Source organism: Nocardioides sp. FY1077, assembly GCF_058681775.1.
Genome location: NZ_JBZWDB010000003.1, coordinates 589,960 through 608,923, shown reverse-complemented (window position 1 = coordinate 608,923; position 18,964 = coordinate 589,960). Strand labels below are relative to the sequence as shown.

The 18,964-nt window shown below is 75.9% G+C and carries 17 protein-coding genes; 16 read left to right on the top strand and 1 reads right to left on the bottom strand.

From position 1 onward, the window contains the following. Nucleotides 1-62 precede the first annotated feature (62 nt). Complete coding sequence (locus AC4OR8_RS12390) at nt 63-1,055, top strand: thiamine-phosphate kinase (protein WP_492165863.1); 993 nt, start codon at nt 63-65, stop codon at nt 1,053-1,055. Between the two features lie 111 nt (nt 1,056-1,166). Here AC4OR8_RS12390 and rpmB read toward each other — a convergent pair whose 3' ends face one another. Further along, on the bottom strand, nt 1,167-1,352 hold the full coding sequence (gene rpmB, locus AC4OR8_RS12385; RefSeq protein WP_181644901.1) for a 50S ribosomal protein L28: 186 nt from the start codon (nt 1,350-1,352) through the stop codon (nt 1,167-1,169). Between the two features lie 343 nt (nt 1,353-1,695). On the opposite strand from rpmB, the gene AC4OR8_RS12380 reads away from it, so the two are divergent. From AC4OR8_RS12380 to ftsY, 15 genes are all read left to right on the top strand, one after another. Then, nucleotides 1,696-3,402, top strand: a complete 1,707-nt coding sequence (locus tag AC4OR8_RS12380) for a DAK2 domain-containing protein (RefSeq protein WP_492165862.1) — start codon at nt 1,696-1,698, stop codon at nt 3,400-3,402. Between the two features lie 16 nt (nt 3,403-3,418). Continuing rightward, nucleotides 3,419-5,647 carry an ATP-dependent DNA helicase RecG gene (locus AC4OR8_RS12375; RefSeq protein ID WP_492165861.1) on the top strand — a complete coding sequence of 743 codons (2,229 nt, stop codon included), beginning with the start codon at nt 3,419-3,421 and terminating at the stop codon, nt 5,645-5,647. A gap of 37 nt (nt 5,648-5,684) precedes the next feature. Next, nucleotides 5,685-6,302 carry a 16S rRNA (guanine(966)-N(2))-methyltransferase RsmD gene (rsmD, locus tag AC4OR8_RS12370; RefSeq protein ID WP_492165860.1) on the top strand — a complete coding sequence of 206 codons (618 nt, stop codon included), beginning with the start codon at nt 5,685-5,687 and terminating at the stop codon, nt 6,300-6,302. A gap of 1 nt (nt 6,303) precedes the next feature. After that, a complete protein-coding gene (gene coaD, locus AC4OR8_RS12365) occupies nt 6,304-6,819 on the top strand; it encodes a pantetheine-phosphate adenylyltransferase (protein WP_492165859.1) in 516 nt (171 codons plus the stop codon). 85 nt (nt 6,820-6,904) lie between these two features. Next, a complete protein-coding gene (locus AC4OR8_RS12360; RefSeq protein ID WP_492166420.1) occupies nt 6,905-7,459 on the top strand; it encodes a YceD family protein in 555 nt (184 codons plus the stop codon). Nucleotides 7,460-7,575: 116 nt separating this feature from the next. Then, on the top strand, nt 7,576-7,761 hold the full coding sequence (rpmF, locus tag AC4OR8_RS12355) for a 50S ribosomal protein L32 (RefSeq protein WP_182526167.1): 186 nt from the start codon (nt 7,576-7,578) through the stop codon (nt 7,759-7,761). Next, nucleotides 7,703-8,542, top strand: coding sequence for a ribonuclease III (rnc, locus tag AC4OR8_RS12350; protein ID WP_492165858.1), 840 nt, complete (start codon nt 7,703-7,705; stop codon nt 8,540-8,542). Before rpmF ends, rnc begins: the two co-directional genes overlap by 59 nt. A 4-nt stretch (nt 8,543-8,546) precedes the next feature. Next, nucleotides 8,547-9,434, top strand: coding sequence for a bifunctional DNA-formamidopyrimidine glycosylase/DNA-(apurinic or apyrimidinic site) lyase (mutM, locus tag AC4OR8_RS12345; protein ID WP_492165857.1), 888 nt, complete (start codon nt 8,547-8,549; stop codon nt 9,432-9,434). A gap of 851 nt (nt 9,435-10,285) precedes the next feature. After that, on the top strand, nt 10,286-10,486 hold the full coding sequence (locus AC4OR8_RS12340) for a hypothetical protein (protein ID WP_492165856.1): 201 nt from the start codon (nt 10,286-10,288) through the stop codon (nt 10,484-10,486). A 79-nt stretch (nt 10,487-10,565) separates the two neighbouring features. Continuing rightward, nucleotides 10,566-11,819 carry an MFS transporter gene (locus tag AC4OR8_RS12335; RefSeq protein WP_492165855.1) on the top strand — a complete coding sequence of 418 codons (1,254 nt, stop codon included), beginning with the start codon at nt 10,566-10,568 and terminating at the stop codon, nt 11,817-11,819. A gap of 52 nt (nt 11,820-11,871) precedes the next feature. Beyond that, on the top strand, nt 11,872-12,963 hold the full coding sequence (locus AC4OR8_RS12330; protein WP_492165854.1) for a hypothetical protein: 1,092 nt from the start codon (nt 11,872-11,874) through the stop codon (nt 12,961-12,963). Nucleotides 12,964-13,089: 126 nt separating this feature from the next. Beyond that, complete coding sequence (gene smc / locus AC4OR8_RS12325; protein ID WP_492165853.1) at nt 13,090-16,704, top strand: chromosome segregation protein SMC; 3,615 nt, start codon at nt 13,090-13,092, stop codon at nt 16,702-16,704. After that, nucleotides 16,701-17,195 carry an acyl-CoA thioesterase gene (locus AC4OR8_RS12320; protein ID WP_492165852.1) on the top strand — a complete coding sequence of 165 codons (495 nt, stop codon included), beginning with the start codon at nt 16,701-16,703 and terminating at the stop codon, nt 17,193-17,195. The genes smc and AC4OR8_RS12320 overlap by 4 nt, the downstream gene beginning before the upstream one ends. A 90-nt stretch (nt 17,196-17,285) precedes the next feature. Continuing rightward, a complete protein-coding gene (locus AC4OR8_RS12315; protein WP_492165851.1) occupies nt 17,286-17,516 on the top strand; it encodes a hypothetical protein in 231 nt (76 codons plus the stop codon). Between the two features lie 85 nt (nt 17,517-17,601). Continuing rightward, on the top strand, nt 17,602-18,759 hold the full coding sequence (gene ftsY / locus AC4OR8_RS12310; RefSeq protein ID WP_492165850.1) for a signal recognition particle-docking protein FtsY: 1,158 nt from the start codon (nt 17,602-17,604) through the stop codon (nt 18,757-18,759). Nucleotides 18,760-18,964: the final 205 nt, after the last annotated feature.

Here is an 18,964-nt window from a genome sequence, read left to right as displayed (position 1 = left end):
TCGCTGACCGCCCGCGACCGCCCCCGACCGCCCGCAGGGCCCCGGTCTGCTGGGATGGGGGCATGTCGACCCCGCCGCAGCACCCGACGTCCCCGCCGCCCGCGACGGGGCTCGCGCCGGGGACCACGCTGGCCGACGCCGGCGAGTTCGCGCTGATCGACGCGATCGTGTCGCGATTCCCCCAGGGGGAGCACGTGCTGATCGGCCCGGGCGACGACGCCGCCGTGCTGCGGGTGCGCACCGGCCACGTCGTGGTCTCCACCGACCTGATGGTCGAGGGCCGCCACTTCCGCCGCGACTGGGCCGGCGGGGCCGACGTCGGCCACCGCGCCGCGGCGCAGAACATCTCCGACGTCAACGCGATGGGCGGGCGCGCCACCTCGCTGACCGTGGGCCTGGCCGCGCCCCCCGACCTCGAGGTCGCCTGGGTGCTCGACCTCGCCCAGGGCCTGGCCGACGAGTGCGCGCTGGTGGGGGCCAGCATCGTCGGCGGCGACGTCACCCGCGCCGACCAGGTCGTGCTCGCCGTCACCGTGCTCGGCGTGTGCACCACCGCGCCGGTGCTGCGCTCGGGCGCCCGCCCCGGTGACGTGCTGGCCCTGGCCGGGCGCCAGGGCTGGGCGGCCGGCGGCCTGGCGGTCCTCGGCCGCGGGTTCCGCTCGCCGCGGGTGCTCGTCGAGGCCTACCGCCGCCCGCAGCCGCCGTACGACGCCGGGCCGGCGGCCGCCGAGGCCGGCGCCACCGCGATGGTCGACGTCTCCGACGGGCTGCTGGCCGAGGCCGGCCACCTCGCCGCGGCCTCCGGGGTGGCCGTCGACGTGCACCGCGCGGCGCTGCTGCTGCCCGAGCCCCTGGAGGCGGTGGGCGCGGCGCTCGGCGCCGACCCGATGTCGTTCGTGCTCGGCGGCGGCGACGACCACGCGCTGCTGGCCACCTTCCCGCCCGACGCGGCGCTGCCGCCGGGCTGGACGGTGGTGGGCGCGGTCGCCGACGGCAGCGGGGTCACCGTCGACGGCGCGACGTACGACGGGCCCACGGGGTGGACGCACTTCTGAGCGGTGGCCCGGGAACGCCGAAGGGCCGCCACCTCGCGGTGACGGCCCCGTCCGCGCGGTGCGCGGGTCAGGCTCTGGTGGGGCGCTCGGCCCCTCCTCGCACGCCCAGGGTCAGCGGGTGACCTTGCCGGCCTTGAGGCAGCCGGTGCAGACGTTGAGGCGCTTCGGGGTGCCGTTCACCTTGGCGCGGACGCGCTGGATGTTCGGGTCGAAGCGACGCTTCGTGATCTTGCGGGACCACGGGCGGTTGTTGCCGAAGCCAGGCTTCTTGGCGCAGATGTCGCAGACGGCAGCCACCGTGTACTCCTGTTGATCGATTGCTGGGTGAGGCTCGAACGAACGCTCGAGGGGCCCGGTCGAGCGGGCAACCGAAGTAGCGTATCCGACGTCCGGGGCGCCGGACGAATCGCGCTGCAGCACCGTCGTCCACACCGCCCGGCCCCGCCGCGGCGAGGCCACGACGGCCCCGTCGGGGCGCCACCACCGTACGACGTCACGCGGTCAAGGGTGGTGCGTCGGCGGGTTGCTCTAGCCTGGGCCGGTCGGTCCCCACGACCGCCCGCCGGCCCCGGCGCCCTCGCTCCGCGGACCGGCCGGCCCGTCCCGTCCGCCGCCCGGCGGCCCGAGCCCGAGGTGTCGAGTGGAAGTCCCCGCCAGCGGCCACGTCCGGCTCGACGTCCTGCTGCGCTTCGTCGACGTCGCCGTCGATGCGCTGGGTGCCGCCCGCGAGGAGGTCGACGCGCTCAACGTCTACCCCGTGCCCGACGGCGACACCGGCACCAACATGCACCTCACCGTCTCCGCCGCGCGCGACGCCGTGCGCCAGGCGATCGGCGCCGACGGGCCCGCTGCCGGCGCCGCCGACGGGCCGGCCGCCGTGGGGCGGGCGCTGGCGGCGCTGAGCCGGGGCGCGCTGCTCGGCGCCCGGGGCAACTCCGGGGTCATCCTGAGCGAGATGCTGCGCGCGGTGGCCGTGCGGCTCGCGGAGGCGACCCCCGGCGAGACCAACGCCCGCGTGGTCGCCGACGCGCTGCGCCGCGCGGCCGACGCCGGGTGGGCGGCGGTCGGCGAGCCGGTCGAGGGCACCATGCTCAGCGTGGCGCGAGCCGCGGCCGACGCGGCGCTCGACCGCGCCGACCAGCCGGGTGCCCGGGCCCGCGACGTGTTCGCCGTCGCGGCCGCCGCCGCGCGCACCGCGCTGGCCGCCACCCCCGACCAGCTCGCCGTGCTGCGCGACGCCGGGGTCGTCGACGCGGGCGGACGTGGTCTCAGCGTCGTGCTCGACGCCGCCGAGACGGTGCTGACCGGACGCCGGCCGGCGCCGGTCACCTCCCGCTGGGGCCGGCGCTCGATCCCGGTGCCGAAGCGCGCGGCCGACCCCGGGCTGCACGCCGACGGCCCGTCGTACGAGGTGATGTACCTGCTGGAGGCCGAGGCGCCCGCGGTGGCCGTGCTGCGCACCCGGCTCGCCGCGCTCGGCGACTCCCTCGTCGTGGTCGGCGAGGCCCCGCTGTGGAACGTGCACGTGCACGTCGACGACGTGGGCGCCGCCGTGGAGGCCGGCATCGAGGCCGGCCGCCCCCACCGCATCCGGGTCACCCACTTCGCCGAGCAGGCCGCCACCCGGGCCCAGGGCGACCCCGGCGACGGCCTCGGTGCCGGCGGCGCCGGTCCCCGCACCGGACGCCGGGTGGTCGCGGTGTCGGCGGGGCCGGGGCTCACCCGGCTCTTCGAGGAGGCCGGCGCGGTGGTGGTGCCCGGCGGCCCCGGCCGACGTCCCTCGACCGGTGAGCTGCTCGCCGCCGTCACCGGCTGCGGGGCCGACGAGGTGGTCGTGCTGCCCAACGACGGCGCCTCGGTGCGGGTGGCCGAGGTGGCCGCGGCGACCGCCGCCCAGGACCTCGGGCTGCGGGTGGCCGTCGTCCCCACCGTCGCGCAGGTGGAGGGCCTCGCCGCGCTCGCCGTGCACGAGCCCGGACGCGGCTTCGACCGCGACGTGCGCGAGATGACCGCCACCGCCCGGCACGTGCGCCAGGGCGCGGTGACCGTCGCGGCGCGCCAGGCCCTGACGATGGCCGGGCCCTGCGAGCCCGGTGACGCGCTCGGGGTCGTCGCGGGCGACTTCGTGGTGGTGGGCCACGACCTGCTCGACGTGGCCACCGAGGTGCTGGGGCGCCTCCTGGGCAGTGGTGGCGACCTGGTCACCGTGGTCGGCGGGGCCGACGACGCCGGGGGCGACCTCGCGGCCCGCGCCGCGGCCTGGCTCGGTGAGCACCACCCCACGGTCGACGTGGTGGTCTACGACGGCGGGCAGGAGCGCTACCCGCTGCTGGTGTCGGTCGAGTGACGGGGGAGGCGCGCCGGTGATCGCGGCGGACACACCGGTCGAGTCGGTGCTCGGCGAGGGCGGGCGCGGCAAGCGCGACGCCATCGTGGTGCGGCTCGGCCTGCGCACCGTGGGCGACCTCGTGCGCCACTACCCGCGGCGCTACCTGCGCACCGCCGAGCTCACCCACGTCGAGGACGTCGTCGTCGGCCAGATGCTGGTGGTGGTGGGGCGCATCGTCGCGAGCCGCACGGTCACCTACCAGGACAAGCGCCGCGGCGGCACGGCCCACCGCGTCGAGGTGACCCTGGAGACCGATGGCCCCGCGCTCAAGATGACCTTCTTCGCCAAGCACGCCCGCATCGCGGCGTGGCACGCCTCCCGCCTGCCGGTCGGGCGCCGCGGCGTGTTCCAGGGCAAGATCGGCCGGTTCCGCGACACCTGGCAGCTGACCAACCCGCAGATGGTGCTCTTCGGCGAGGCCGACGAGGACCGGGCGACGCTGTCCCTGGAGACGCTGCGCGACCTCTACCCGCTCTACCCCTCCACCAAGGGCGTCGACTCCTGGGACCTGCAGCGCTCCATCTCGTTCGCGCTGACCGTGCTCGACGAGCTCCCCGACCTGCTGCCCGACGACGTGCGCGAGGCCCACGACGTGCTCGACCTGGCCACCGCGCTGAGCTGGGTGCACCTGCCGGCCGACTGGTCCCAGGTCACCCGCGCCCAGCACCGCTTCCGCTTCGAGGAGGCCCTGGTCACCCAGCTCGTGCTCGGCCGCCGTCGCCGGGCCCTGCGCGCCCTCGGGGCCCAGGCGCGCACCGGCGGCGGCGGGCTGCTGGGCGCCTTCGACGCGCGGCTGCCCTTCACGCTGACCGCGGGCCAGCAGGAGGTCGGCGCCGAGATCGAGGCCGACCTCGCCCGGCCCCACCCGATGAACCGGCTGCTCCAGGGCGAGGTGGGCTCCGGCAAGACGCTGGTCGCGCTGCGCGCGATGCTGCGCGTCGTCGACTCCGGCGGGCAGGCCGCGCTGCTGGCGCCGACGGAGGTGCTGGCCCAGCAGCACCACCGCTCGATGACCGCGCTGCTCGGCGACCTCGCGGCCGGCGGCATGCTGGGCGGCGCCAGCGAGGCCACCGGCGTGGAGCTGCTGACCGGGTCCATGACCAAGGCGCAGCGCACGGCCCCGCTCTCGCGGCTGGCCAGCGGCGAGTCCGGCATCGTGGTCGGCACCCACGCGCTGCTCCAGGACACCGTGCAGCTGGCCGACCTCGGGCTGGTGGTGGTCGACGAGCAGCACCGCTTCGGCGTCGAGCAGCGCGCCGCGCTCACCGACAAGGCCGGTAGCCCGCCGCACGTGCTGGTGATGACCGCGACGCCCATCCCGCGCACGGTGGCGATGACGGTGTTCGGTGACCTCGAGGTCTCCACCCTCACCGAGCTGCCCGCCGGCCGGGCGCCCATCCAGACCACCGTGGTCCCGCTGGCCGACGCCCCCCACTGGGTCGACCGCGTGTGGGAGCGCGTGCGCGAGGAGGCGGAGACCGGCAACCAGGTGTACGTCGTGTGCCCGCGCATCTCCGGCGACGTGCTCGAGCAGGGCGACCGCGACGCCGTCGACGTCGACGCGGAGGGCCACGACCTCCCGGCGCCGTCCTCGCTGAGCGCCGTCGAGGAGGTCGTCGAGCGGCTGCGCACCGGACCGCTGGCGGGGCTCACCCTCGCCGCGCTGCACGGCCGGCTCCCCGCCGAGGAGAAGGACCGCACCATGCGGTCCTTCGCCGACGGAGAGGTGGACGTGCTGGTCTCCACCACGGTCATCGAGGTCGGCGTCGACGTCGCCGGCGCCACCGTGATGGTGCTGCTCGACGCCGACCGCTTCGGGGTCTCCCAGCTCCACCAGCTGCGGGGCCGGGTCGGTCGCGGCGGGCTGGCGGGCCTGTGCCTGCTGGTCACCGCCGCCGAGGCCGGCACCCCCGCCCGGCAGCGCCTCGAGGCGGTGGCAGCCACCGCCGACGGCTTCGAGCTCAGCCGGGTCGACCTGGAGACCCGCCGCGAGGGCGACGTGCTCGGCAAGTCGCAGTCGGGGTTCCGCTCCGGCCTCGAGAGCCTGCGGGTGCTGCGCGACGAGGACACCATCGTCGCCGCGCGCGCCGCCGCCGAGGACCTGCTCGACCGCGACCCCGAGCTGGCGGGCGCGCCGCTGCTCGCCGCGGCGGTCGTCGACCTCGAGCGCTCCGTGCAGGCCGACTGGATGGAGAAGTCGTGAGCCTCCCCGTGTCCTCGCCTCCCCGGGGACGTCGGCGGTGACCCGCATCATCGGCGGCGCGGCCGGCGGTCGACGCCTGGAGACCCCCCGCGGCTCCAGCACCCGCCCCACCAGCGACCGCGTGCGCGAGGCCCTGTTCTCCCTCATGGAGTCGTGGTCGGGCTCGCTGCACGGCCTGCGCTTCCTCGACCTCTACGCCGGCTCCGGCGCGGTCGGGCTCGAGGCGTGGTCGCGCGGGGCCGGCGTCGTGACGCTGGTGGAGTCCGACCGCCGCACCGCCGGGGTGGTGCAGGCCAACGCCCGCGCCATCGGCTTCCCCCGCGCCGACGTCGTGACGGCGTCGGTCTCGACGGTGCTGGCGCGCCCGGCGGTGGCGCCGTACGACCTGGTCTTCGCCGACCCGCCCTACCCGCTGGCCGCCGCGTCGGTGGACGCCGACCTCGCCGCGCTGGTGCGCAACGGCTGGCTGGTGCCGGAGGCGCTCGTGGTGGTGGAGCGCTCCTCGCGCACCCCGGCCCCGACGTGGCCCGCCGGGTTCACCGACGTCCGGCGGCGCACGTACGGTGAGACCTCGCTGTGGTCGGCGGTGGCCGGCGACGCCGCGCCGGAGTCCGACCCGGCCCCCGATCCCGATCCCGCCCAGCCCCAGGAGTGACGTGCCCCGAGCGGTCTGCCCCGGTTCCTTCGACCCGGTGACCCACGGCCACCTCGACGTGATCGGCCGCGCGGCAGCGCTGTTCGACGAGGTCGTCGTCGCGGTCGGCGTCAACGCCTCCAAGCACCGGATGTTCTCCGCCGAGGAGCGCCTCGACATGCTCCGCGAGACCTGTGCGCGCTGGGGCAACGTGCGGATCGCCGGCTTCACCGGCCTGCTCACGACGTTCTGCGCCGAGCACGACGCCCAGGTGGTGGTCAAGGGGCTGCGCGGGGCCGGTGACTTCGACTACGAGCTGCAGATGGCGCAGATGAACTCCTCGCTGACCGGCGTGGAGACCGTGCTGCTGCCCACCACCCCGGCGTACTCGTTCGTCGCCTCGAGCCTGGTCAAGGAGGTCGCCACGCTCGGTGGCGACGTCTCGGGGCTGCTGCCCGCCTCCGTGCACGCCCGGCTCCTGGCCCGGGTCGTGGAGCGGGCGGCGGCGCGCGACGCGGCCCAGCAGGGGTCGGCATGAGGTCGGCGGGCGCGTTTTGCCCGGTCAGGTGCCGGACGGTTACGATTCTCGACGATCTGTTGTGCCCGGAACCGGAAGTGACACCCTGACCAGCCTGGACCCGAGAGCGCCGCTCGTGCTCGACACCCGCGAGCTCGGCCGCCGCCCGGGGTCCCAACGTCAGGTGACGCGCTCGGTCCCGGCCCCGGCAGATCTCGGCATCGAAGTCCTCCATGTCCCCGAGGGTGCGCCGGTCGACCTCGACCTGCGCCTCGAGGCGGTCATGGAGGGGGTCCTGGTGACGGGCGGGGCGCGAGCCCGGCTCGAGGGCGAGTGCGCACGGTGCCTGGAACCGATCTCCGACGAGATCGAGGTGACGTTCCAGGAGCTGTACGTCTACGAGCAGCACCAGACGCCCCACGACGAGGACGACGAGGTCAGCCGGCTCGAGGACGACCTGGTCGACCTCGAGCCCCAGCTGCGGGACGCGGTGGTGCTCGCACTACCGTTCCAGCCGCTGTGCCAGGACGACTGTCCCGGGCTGTGCGTCGAGTGCGGTGCCCGGCTGATCGACGAGCCGGAGCACACCCACGACGCGCCGATCGACCCCCGCTGGGCCGGCCTGGCCGCGCTCACGCAGGACGAGGACCCCCGGGTCTGACCCGGCCAGCACGACCCGCACCACCTGCACCACCCACCCGAACTGCACGACCGGGGCGCCCGTCTGGGTGCTCCACAGCGAGCCGGACCTGCCGGCCCTGGTAGAGGAGAAGAACTGTGGCTGTCCCGAAGCGGAAGATGTCGCGCAGCAACACGCGCCACCGTCGCTCGGCCTGGAAGGCCGTCGCCCCCACGCTGGTGACCTGCGCCAACCCCGCCTGCGGTGCCAAGCACCTGCCCCACCGTGCCTGCAGCACGTGCGGTCAGTACGGCGCCCGGGCCGACCGTCGTCAGGTCCTCTGACCGGTCGACGACCCTGAACTACAACGAGCTGCGCGAGGCGCTCGGGAACCCTGAGCTGGATCCCGAGCTCCTCGAGCGTGCCCTCACGCACCGCTCGTACGCCTACGAGAACGGTGGCCTGCCCACCAACGAGCGCCTGGAGTTCCTCGGCGACTCGGTGCTGGGCGTCGTGGTCACCGAGCAGCTCTACGTCACCCACCCCGACCTCTCGGAGGGGCGGCTGGCGAAGCTGCGTGCGGCCGTGGTCAACGCCCGCGCACTGGCCGAGGTGGCCCGCGTCATCGGCCTGGGCGAGCACGTCAAGCTCGGCCGCGGCGAGGAGTCGACCGGCGGGCGCGACAAGGCCTCGATCCTCTCCGACACCGTCGAGGCCGTGATCGGGGCCGTGCACATGTCGCCCGGCGGATTCGCCACCTCCGCCCAGGTCGTGCACCGGCTCTTCGACCCCCTCATCGAGGCCGCCTCCGCGATGGGCGCCGGGCTGGACTGGAAGACCTCCCTGCAGGAGCTGGCCGCCGAGCACAGCCTCGGGGTGCCGGAGTACGTCATCCAGGACGCCGGGCCCGACCACCAGAAGACGTTCCGTGCCCAGGTGCGCGTCGGCGACGGGCTGCACGGCGACGGCGAGGGCCGGTCGAAGAAGGAGGCCGAGCAGGCCGCCGCCGAGACGGCGTACGGCGAGATCGCCGCCGAGCTCGGTCTCAACGACCCGGCGGCCGACGCCGCCGCCGCGGCCGTCTCGGTCGAGCCGCCCGCACGCGAGCACGACCCCGGCGCCTGACCTCGTGCCGGAGCTGCCCGAGGTCGAGGTCGTCCGCGCCGGCCTCGAGCGCCACGTCGTCGGGGCCCGCATCACCGCCGTCGACGTCCTGCACCCGCGCCCGGTGCGGCGGCACGTCGCCGGCCCGGCCGGCTTCGCCGACGACCTCACGGGTCGGCGCATCGTCGGCGCCCGGCGCCGCGGCAAGTACCTGTGGCTGCCCCTCGACGACGACGTCGCGGGCGACGCGCTGCTCGCCCACCTCGGCATGAGCGGGCAGATGCTGGTGCAGCCCGCCGACGCGCCGCCTGAGCGCCACCTGCGGGTGCGGCTCCACCTCGACCTGGGCGGCACCGGTGGCGGGACCGAGCTGCGGTTCGTCGACCAGCGGATGTTCGGCGGGCTGTCGATCTCCGCGGCGGGAGCCACGCTGCCACCCGAGATCGCCCACATCGCCCGCGACCCGCTCGACCCGCTCTTCGACGACGACGCGTTCGTGCGCGCCGTGCGCCGGCGCAGCTCGGCGGTGAAGCGGCTGCTGCTGGCCCAGGACCTGGTCTCCGGTGTCGGCAACATCTACGCCGACGAGGCCCTGTGGCGCACCCGCCTGCACGGCGAGCGGCCCGGCGAGCGGCTCACCCGCACCCAGGTGGTGGAGCTGCTCGCCCACGTGCGGGAGGTGATGACCGACGCGCTGGCCCAGGGCGGCACGTCGTTCGACGCGCTCTACGTCAACGTCAACGGCCAGTCGGGGTACTTCGACCGCTCCCTGCACGCCTACGGCCAGGAGGGTCGGCCCTGCGCCCGCTGCGGTGCGCTGATCCGTCGGGTGGCGTTCATGAACCGCTCGTCGTTCTTCTGCCCGGTCTGCCAGCCGCCCCCGCGCCGCCGCCGCACCCCCGCCGTCGGCTGAGCCGGGATCGGCCGTGGGCGGCCTGTTGCGGGTCTCGATACACCTCGTCGCTGGCGCTCCTCGGCACTCGACCAACGAGGGGCAAGGGTCGCCGGGCAAGGCCCGGCGTACGGCGTCACTGTCGTTGGTCGAGCAGGGCGCGCAGCGCCCGTACCGAGACCCGTTGCCCGCGCTGGGTGGGGTCTCGATACACCTCGTCGCTGGCGCTCCTCGGCACTCGACCAACGAAGGCGAGAGCTCGCCGGGCGAGGCCCGGCGTACGGCGTCACTGTCGTTGGTCGAGTAGGGCGCGCAGCGCCCGTATCGAGACCCTGGTCGCCCGCGCTGGGTGGGGCCGGGTCTCGATACACCTCGTCGCTGGCGCTCCTCGGCACTCGACCATCGAGAAAGGGGCTCGTCGGTCGAGTAGGGCGCGCAGCGCCCGTATCGAGACCCTGGTCGCCCGCGCTGGGTGGGGCCGGGTCTCGATACACCTCGTCGCTGGCGCTCCTCGGCACTCGACGACCGAGAAAGGGGCTCGTTGGTCGAGTAGGGCGCGCAGCGCCCGTATCGAGACCCCCGCCGCTCGCGCTAGGGCTGGCCGTGGGCGGCTTCCTGCGGGTGACTGCGGGGTCTCGACACACCTCGTCGCTGGCGCTCCTCGGCACTCGACCAACGAGGGGGGCTGGCGCTCCTCGGCACTCGACCACCGAGGTGAGAGGCGCAGTCCGTGCACGACGACCGCCCACAGGCCGTACGCCGTCGGATTGACCCCGACGGGCCCGGGTGGGACTCTTGAAGACGGCCCGCTCGTCGGGTCGCGCCGCGGCACGTCGTGCGGGGCGCACCACCCGGAACGGAAGGCAAGGCCCATGGCCAAGGCACTGATCGGCCACCTCGGTCACGACCTGCGCGACCCCCGCACCCTCGCCGACAACGCCCGCCTGCGGGCCCGCGTCGCCGAGCTCGAGCGCCTGGTCGTCCGGCTCTCGGAGGAGAACGACCGGCTGGTCGCCGCCCGCGCCGCCGAGCTGCTCGACACCGCGCCCCTGCAGGAGATGCAGCCCGCCTGAGCACCGCCGCACCCGACCCTCGCAGGGCCGGGTGGCACCGCTCGGCCTGCCCGCTGCTGCTCGCGACCTGCCCCGCCCCGTGACCCGCCCCACCGGCCGCCTGGTCGAGACGCTCGTGCCGGCCCGCCTGGGCCGCGGCTACCGCTGGGTGCTCGCGTCGTCGTGGACCAGCAACGTCGGCGACGGCATCGCCCTCGCCGCCGGTCCGCTGCTGGTGGCCTCGATGACCGACGCCGCGGCGCTCGTCGCGCTGGCCGCCCTGCTGCAGTGGCTGCCCCCTCTGCTGCTCGGCCTGTACGCCGGCGCGCTGACCGACCGCGTCGACCGGCGTCGGCTGGTGATCCTCGTCGACGTCCTGCGGTGCGGGGTGCTCGCGCTGCTCGCGGTGGCGATCACCACCGACACCGCGTCGGTCGCGCTGGTGCTGCTGGCGCTGTTCCTGCTCGGCACCGCCGAGGTGTTCGCCGACAACGCCTCCGGCACGCTCGTGCCGATGCTGGTGCACCGCGACGACCTGGCGCTGGCCAACGCCCGGCTGCAGACGGGCTTCATCACCGTCAACCAGCTGGCCGGCCCACCGCTGGGCGCGGCGCTCTTCGCCGCGGGCACGGTCTGGCCCGTGGTGGCCCAGGCGGTGCTGGTGCTGCTCGGGGCGCTGCTGCTGAGCCGCCTGGTGCTGCCCCACCGGGCCGACCCCGAGGTCGGCGCCACCCGGCTGCGCGCCGACATCGCCGAGGGGTTCCGCTGGGTGCGCCACCACGCCGCCGTGCGCACGCTGGTGCTGACCATCCTGATCTTCAACGTCACCTTCGGGGCCGCCTGGTCGGTGCTGGTGCTCTACGCCACCGAGCGTCTCGGCCTGGGCCCGGTCGGCTTCGGCCTGGTCACCACGGTGAGCGCCGTGGGCGGCCTGGTCGGCACGCTCTCGTACGGCTGGATCACCCGGCGGGTGAGCCTGGGCGACCTGATGCGCATCGGCCTCGTGGTCGAGACCCTGACCCACCTCGCGCTCGCCCTGACCACCGACCCGCGGGTGGCGCTGCCGGTGTTCTTCGTCTTCGGTGCCCACGCGTTCGTGTGGGGCACCACCTCGGTGACCGTGCGCCAGCGGGCCGTGCCGAGCCGGCTGCAGGGCCGGGTCGGCTCGGTCAACCTGGTGGGCGTCTACGGCGGCCTGGTGGTCGGGGCCGGCATCGGCGGGCTCCTCGCCCAGGCCTACGGCGTCACCGCGCCGTTCTGGTTCGCCTTCGTCGGCTCGGCGGTCTTCGTGGTGCTGATCTGGGGCCAGCTCAGCCACATCGCCCACGCCGACGAGCAGCCGGCACCGGCCTGACGCCACCCCCACGGGGGTCGTCGCCTCGCGCGCGTGCTCCTACCGTCGGTGCATGGCCCCCTCCTCCCACAGCACCCCCGGCGCGCCGGACGCCCCCCACGGCACGGACGCCGGCCGCACCGGCCCCGCCGAGGCGGTCCCGGCGGCGTCGCCCCGTGTGCCCGGTGACGTGCTGGCCCACAGTCGGCGCCCGTCGACCAGCGCCCTCGCGCTGTTCCGCCTGCGCACCAGCGGCACCCTCACCCGCGGCCTGCTCGCCGGCGCGGTCGGCAGCACCCTGCTCGGCGCGGCCGCCCACGCCGACGCGCTGCTCACCGGCACGCCGGCGGCCGACGCACCCGGACGGGCCGTCGCGGCCCTGCTGCGGCGCGCGGGACGCACGCCGTCGACCGACCCGGCCCGCGTGGCGGCGTACGGGCAGCTCGGTGGCGTCGGCGCCGGCCTCGGGGTCGGCGTGCTCGCCAGCGTGACGCGCTCCCGCGGGCTGTCGCTGCCCGCCCCCGTGGGCGTGGTGGCCGCGGGGGCCGCCGTGATGGCCGCGACCGACCTGCCGCTGCGCCACGACCTCGACGGCCCCGCCGGGTGGGGCGCCGCCGGCTGGCGTCGCGACCTGGTGCCGCACCTCGCCTACGGCCTCGGCGTGCGCTGGAGCCTCGACACGCTGCCGCCCACCGCCGCGGAGGCCGACCGCGCCACCGACCCCGCGCGCTGGCCGGTGACCCTCGGGCTGCTCGGTCGCAGCCTGGCGATCGGCGTCGCGGCGGGCAGCCGCTCCTCTATGGGGGCGGCCGCGGCCGTCCTGGGCACCGACGGCACCGTGCGTCGCCTGGCCGCCGGCGCCGCGGTGACCGGTGAGCTGGTCGGCGACAAGCTGCCCCTGGCCCCCAGCCGGCTGCGGCCGGGCCCGGCCCTGGGTCGGGCCGCGTCGGGTGGTCTCGGCGGCTCCGCGCTGGCCCGTCGCGCAGGCGCGTCGCCGGTGCTGCCCGCGCTCGTGGGAGCGGTCGGCGCGGTGGGCGGCACCGTCGCCGGCGCGATGTGGCGAGAGGTCGCCGAGCAGCACGGCTGGACCTGGCAGGCCGCGCTCGCCGAGGACGCCTTCGCGCTCGGCCTCACCGCGGCTGCGGTGCGCGGCGTGCGCGGCTGACGCCGGTCGCGCGGCTCGGCGGGTGACCCGGGTCACCGTCGGTCGCCGCCGGTAGTCTGTCGCGCGCCGACCCCCGCACGTGCCGCGCCCGGGGCGGGGCCGGTCGCGACCAGGGAGGAGCCCGCGGTGCACCTGAAGAGCCTGACCCTGCGCGGGTTCAAGTCCTTCGCCTCCTCCACGACCCTCCAGCTCGAGCCCGGCATCACCTGCATCGTCGGACCCAACGGCTCGGGGAAGTCCAACGTCGTCGACGCGCTGGCCTGGGTGATGGGCGAGCAGGGCGCCAAGTCGCTGCGCGGCGGCAAGATGGAGGACGTCATCTTCGCCGGCACCTCCGGGCGCCCGCCGCTGGGCCGCGCCGAGGTCGTGCTCACCATCGACAACACCGACGGCGCGCTGCCCATCGAGTACGCCGAGGTGACGATCAGTCGCACCATGTTCCGCTCGGGCGGCTCCGAGTACGCCATCAACGGCTCGTCGTGCCGCCTGCTCGACGTGCAGGAGCTGCTCAGCGACTCCGGCATCGGTCGCGAGATGCACGTCATCGTCGGCCAGGGCCAGCTCGACACCATCCTGCACGCCACGCCCGAGGACCGGCGGGGCTTCATCGAGGAGGCGGCGGGGGTCCTCAAGCACCGCAAGCGCAAGGAGAAGGCGCTGCGCAAGCTCGACTCCACCGAGGGCAACCTCACCCGCCTCACCGACCTGCTCAGCGAGATCCGCCGCCAGCTGAAGCCGCTGGGGCGCCAGGCCGAGGTGGCCCGGCGCGCCGCCACGGTGCAGGCCGACGTGCGCGACGCGCGGGCCCGCCTGCTCGCCGACGACCTGGTCACCGCCCGCACCGCGCTCGAGCAGGACCTCGCCGACGAGTCGGTGCTGCTGGCGCGTCGCGAGGAGGTGGAGACCGCGCTGGCCGCCGCCCGCGAGGCCGAGGCGGCCCTCGAGGCGGCGCTGCGCGACGACCTGCCGGCGCTGGCCCGGGCGCAGGAGACCTGGTTCGCCCTGTCGGGGCTGCGCGAGCGGCTGCGCGGCACCCAGTCGCTGGCCGCCGAGCGGGTGCGCAACGCGGCGAGCGCCTCCGAGCCCGACCGTCCGGGTCGCGACCCCGACGAGCTGGAGCAGCAGGCCGCCGGGGCGCGCGAGCAGGAGGACCGGAACGCCGCCGAGGTCGACACGCTGCGTGCGGCGCTCGCCGACGCCGTCACTGCCCGCGCGCAGGCCGAGGACGCCGCGGCCGCCGAGGACCGGCGGGTGGCCGCCCTGCAGCGCGCGGCGGCCGACCGGCGCGAGGGGCTGGCACGCCTGCACGGCCAGGTCGGGGCGCTGCGCTCGCGTGCGGCGGCCGCCGACGACGAGGTGGGCCGGCTGGAGGCCGCGCGGGAGGCCGCGGTCGCCCGCGCCGAGCGGGCCCAGCGCGACTTCACCGCCCTGGAGACGAGGGTCGCCGGCCTCGACGCCGGCGAGGAGGGCCTCGACGCCGAGCACGAGGACGCCGTCGCCGCGCTCGACGACGTGGACGAGCGGCTGGCCACGGCCCGCGCCGAGGCCCAGCAGGCCGACCGCGACCGCTCGGCCCTGGCCGCGCGCAAGGACGCGCTCGAGATGGGCCTGACCCGCAAGGACGGCGCCGGCGCGCTGCTGGCCGCCTCCGACGACGTGGCCGGGCTGCTCGGCTCGGTGGCGGCGCTGCTCGCCGTGCGCCAGGGCCTGGAGGCCGCGGTGGCCGCGGCGCTCGGCGCCGCCGCCGACGCCGTGGTCGTCGCCGGGCCCGACGCGGCGCTCGACGCCATCGGCCACCTCAAGGGCCACGCACTGGGCCGGGCCGGGCTGCTCATCGCCGGCGCCCCGTCGTCCGGGGTGCCCGAGGGCGACTGGCCGACGCTGCCGCCGGGCGCCACCTGGGCCGTCGACGCGGTGGAGTGCCGCGACGAGCTGCGCCCGGCGCTCACCCGGCTGCTCCACCAGGTCGCCGTGGTCGACGACCTCCACGCCGGGCGGGCGCTGGTGGCGCAGGAGCCCGAGGTGACCGCGGTGACCCGCGAGGGCGACGTGCTGGGCGTGCACGCCGCGGCGGGCGGCTCCACCGACCAGCCCAGCCTGATCGAGGTGCAGGCCGCCGTCGACGACGCCACGGCCCAGCTCGCCGAGGCCGTCGCGGCGGGGGAGCGGCTCGGCTTCGAGCTCTCCGGCCTCGAGGCCGAGCGGCTCGCGGCCCACCAGCGCGTCGACGTCGCGCTCGCGCGGCTGCACGAGTCGGACGCCACCCTCGCCGCGGTCGCCGAGGAGCTCGGTCAGCACGGCAGCCAGGCGCGCGCCGCGCGCGGCGAGGCCGACCGGCTGGCCCAGGCCATCGCGCAGGCCGGCGTGGCCCGTGAGCGCGACCTGGCCGGCCTGGCCGACCTCGAGGAGCGGCTGGCGGGCGCCGAGCAGGCGCCGGAGGAGGAGCCCGACACCGGCGAGCGCGAGCGCCTCGCCGACGCCGCCCGCGCGGCCCGGCAGGCCGAGACCGACGCCCGGCTCGCCCTGCGCACCGGTGAGGAGCGGGCCCGAGCCCTGCACGGCCGCGCCGACTCGCTGCTGCGCGCCGCCGAGCAGGAGCGCCGCGCCCGCGCCGCGGCCGCGGAGCGACGCCGCCGGCTGGCCCGCGAGGGCCGGGCGGCCCGGGCCGTCGGCGAGGGCGCGACCCACGTGCTGGCGCGCCTGGAGGTGTCGGTGACCGCTGCCGCGGCGGCGCGCACGGAGGTGGAGCAGCAGCGCAGCGGCCGCGAGCAGGAGCTGCTGGCCACCCGGACGAGCCTGCGCGACCTCACCCGCCGCCACGACGAGCTGGTCGGCACCGCCCACCGCGACGAGCTGGCCCGCGCCCAGCAGCGGATGCGCATCGAGCAGGTCGAGCAGCGCGCGGTCGACGAGCTCGGCCTCGAGCCCGACGCGCTGGTGGCCGACTACGGCCCCGACCAGCCGGTGCCGGTGGCGCCGTCCCCCGAGGGAGCCGACGGGGCCGACGGGGCCCCTGAGCCGGTGCCGTTCGTGCGCGAGGAGCAGCAGAAGCGGTTGCGGTCGGCCGAGCGGGCCCTGGCCCAGCTGGGCCGGGTCAACCCGTTGGCCCTGGAGGAGTTCACCGCGATGGAGGAGCGCCACCAGTTCCTCTCCGAGCAGCTCGAGGACCTGCGCAAGACCCGCAAGGACCTCCTCGACATCGTCAAGGACGTCGACCTCCGCGTGGAGCAGGTCTTCACCGAGGCCTACGCCGACGTCGAGAAGGCCTTCGACGCCACCTTCGAGCGGCTGTTCCCCGGCGGGGAGGGGCGCCTGGTGCTGACCGACCCCGACGACATGCTGACCACCGGCATCGAGGTGGAGGCCCGCCCGCCCGGCAAGAAGGTCAAGCGGCTCTCGCTGCTCTCGGGCGGCGAGCGCTCGCTGGTGGCCGTGGCCTTCCTGGTGGCGCTGTTCAAGGCGCGGCCCTCACCGTTCTACATCCTCGACGAGGTCGAGGCCGCCCTCGACGACACCAACCTCGGGCGGCTGCTGCAGATCTACGAGGAGCTGCGCGAGAGCTCGCAGCTGCTCGTGATCACCCACCAGAAGCGCACCATGGAGGTCGGTGACGCCCTCTACGGCGTGACGATGCGCGGCGACGGCGTCTCGACGGTGATCAGCCAGCGGCTGCGCGACACCGAGCCCCGCGAGCGCCGCGACCCCGACGACCGACCCGCCCACAGCCTGGAGAACGCGTGACCGCCGCACCCGCCAAGACCGCCGACACCGCCGCAGCGGCGCGCCCCGTCCGGCCGACCCGCGCCGACTACGTCGTGTGGCGCACCATCACCACCCGGTGGCGCGACGACGACGCCTACGGCCACCTCAACAACGCCACCTACTACGAGATGTTCGACACCGCGGTCAACGCCCACCTCTACGAGCAGACCGGCGTCGACATCCGGCGGCTGCCGCAGATCGGGGTGGTCGCGGAGACCTCGTGCCGCTACTTCCGCGAGATCGGGTTCCCGGCCCCCGTCGAGGCGGGCCTGGTGGTCGACCGCATCGGCACCTCCTCGGTCGTCTACCGCATCGGCCTGTTCCAGGGCGACTCCGAGGAGGCCGCGGCGGAGGGCCGCTTCGTGCACGTGTACGTCGACGACACCGACCCCGCCCGCCCGGTGACCCCGATGCCCGACGTGATCCGCGTCGCAGTGCAGCCGTGCCTGCGCGAGGTGGGCGCAGGCTGAACCGGGCGCGTGCGACCGTGGTGACGTCGGGGCGGTCCATCGCCCCGCTCATCGTCTCGGGAGGTCCGTGTGCTCGCCATCGTCGTCGCCATGCTCGTCATCGTCGTGCTCGCGGGGCTGGTGATCTTCTACGTCGCGTTCCCGCACCGCGGGCAGACCCCGCCGCAGGGCGAGTGGCTCGGTGACGCGATGACCCGTGCCGTCGCGCGGATGCCCACCCTCGAGCACGACGCCCGCGCGGGGCACGACGCCCGCGCCGAGCAGGAGCGTCTCGTCGACGGCGACCTCGCCGACCAGGACAGTCCCCACCGCGCCGCCTGACCCGTCTCCGCGCCGACCCGGCGCGCCACCGCGGCCGTGCCTGCGCGCGTGCGGGGAGCCGCGGGGGCTCTGGTTGGATTGAGCCATGGAGCTCATCGCAGGCTTGATCCTGGTCATCGCCCTGGTCGGCGTCGCCCTCGTGGTGACGGTGACCGGGCTGGTGGTCACCCGGCGGCGCAAGCCGGCGCCGCTGCCCGACACCCACACCGACGTGCTGGGGGCGCCCCCGGCCGAGGACGGTGCCCCACCGGTCGAGCTGAGCTCGCCGCCGGCCACCATCGAGCCGGGGGTGCCGCTCGAGCCCGAGCTGGTGCTCGACCGCCCCGAGAGCACCGCCTCCCGGCTGCAGCGCCTGCGCGCCCGCCTCGCGGGCTCCCAGGGCACCCTGGGCCGCGGCCTGCTCGCACTGCTGTCGCGTGACCGGCTCGACGAGGACACCTGGGAGTCCATCGAGGACACCCTGCTCACCGCCGACATCGGCGTCGGTCCGACCCAGGAGCTGGTCGACCGGCTGCGCACCCGGATGCGGGTCGACGGCACCGACGCGGGCTCGGCCCGCGAGGTGCTGCGCGAAGAGCTCGTGACACTGGTCGACCCGACCATGGACCGTCGTCTGCGCGTCAGCGGCGACGACGGCCGCCCCGGGGTCGTGCTCGTGGTGGGCGTCAACGGCGCCGGCAAGACCACGACCGTCGGCAAGATCGCCCGCATCCTGGTGGCCGAGGACCGGCGCGTGCTGCTGGGCGCCGCCGACACGTTCCGCGCCGCCGCCGTCGAGCAGCTCGCCACCTGGGGGGAGCGGGTCGGCGTCGAGGTCGTGCGCGGCCCCGAGGGCACCGACCCCGCCAGCGTGGCGTTCGAGGCCGTGAAGCAGGGCACCGCCGAGGGCGTCGACACCGTCATCGTCGACACCGCCGGGCGGCTGCAGAACAAGGCCGGCCTGATGGACGAGCTGGGCAAGGTCAAGCGGGTCATCGAGAAGCAGGCGCCGGTCACCGAGGTGCTGCTCGTGCTCGACGCCACGACCGGGCAGAACGGGATGGTCCAGGCCCGCGTCTTCAGCGAGGTCGTCGACGTCACCGGCATCGTGCTGACCAAGCTCGACGGCTCGGCCAAGGGCGGCATCGTGGTGGCGGTGCAGCGCGAGCTCGGCGTGCCGGTCAAGCTCGTCGGCCTGGGGGAGGGCCCCGACGACCTGGCGCCCTTCGACTCCGGGGCGTTCGTCGACGCGCTGCTGGGCTGAGCCCGCGCGGCGCCCGCGCCGCAGGACACACACGAGGGGCCGGTGCGACCGCACCGGCCCCTCGTGCGCGTGCGTCACGGTGAAGTTACACAGCGGTGGAGTCGTTTACACCGGTGAAACAACGCCCACGGCGGGAGGAAACCTGGCGCCACGAGTCTCTGCTGCATCAGCCGTTGGGCCCCGACACCGCCGTCGCGGACGACCC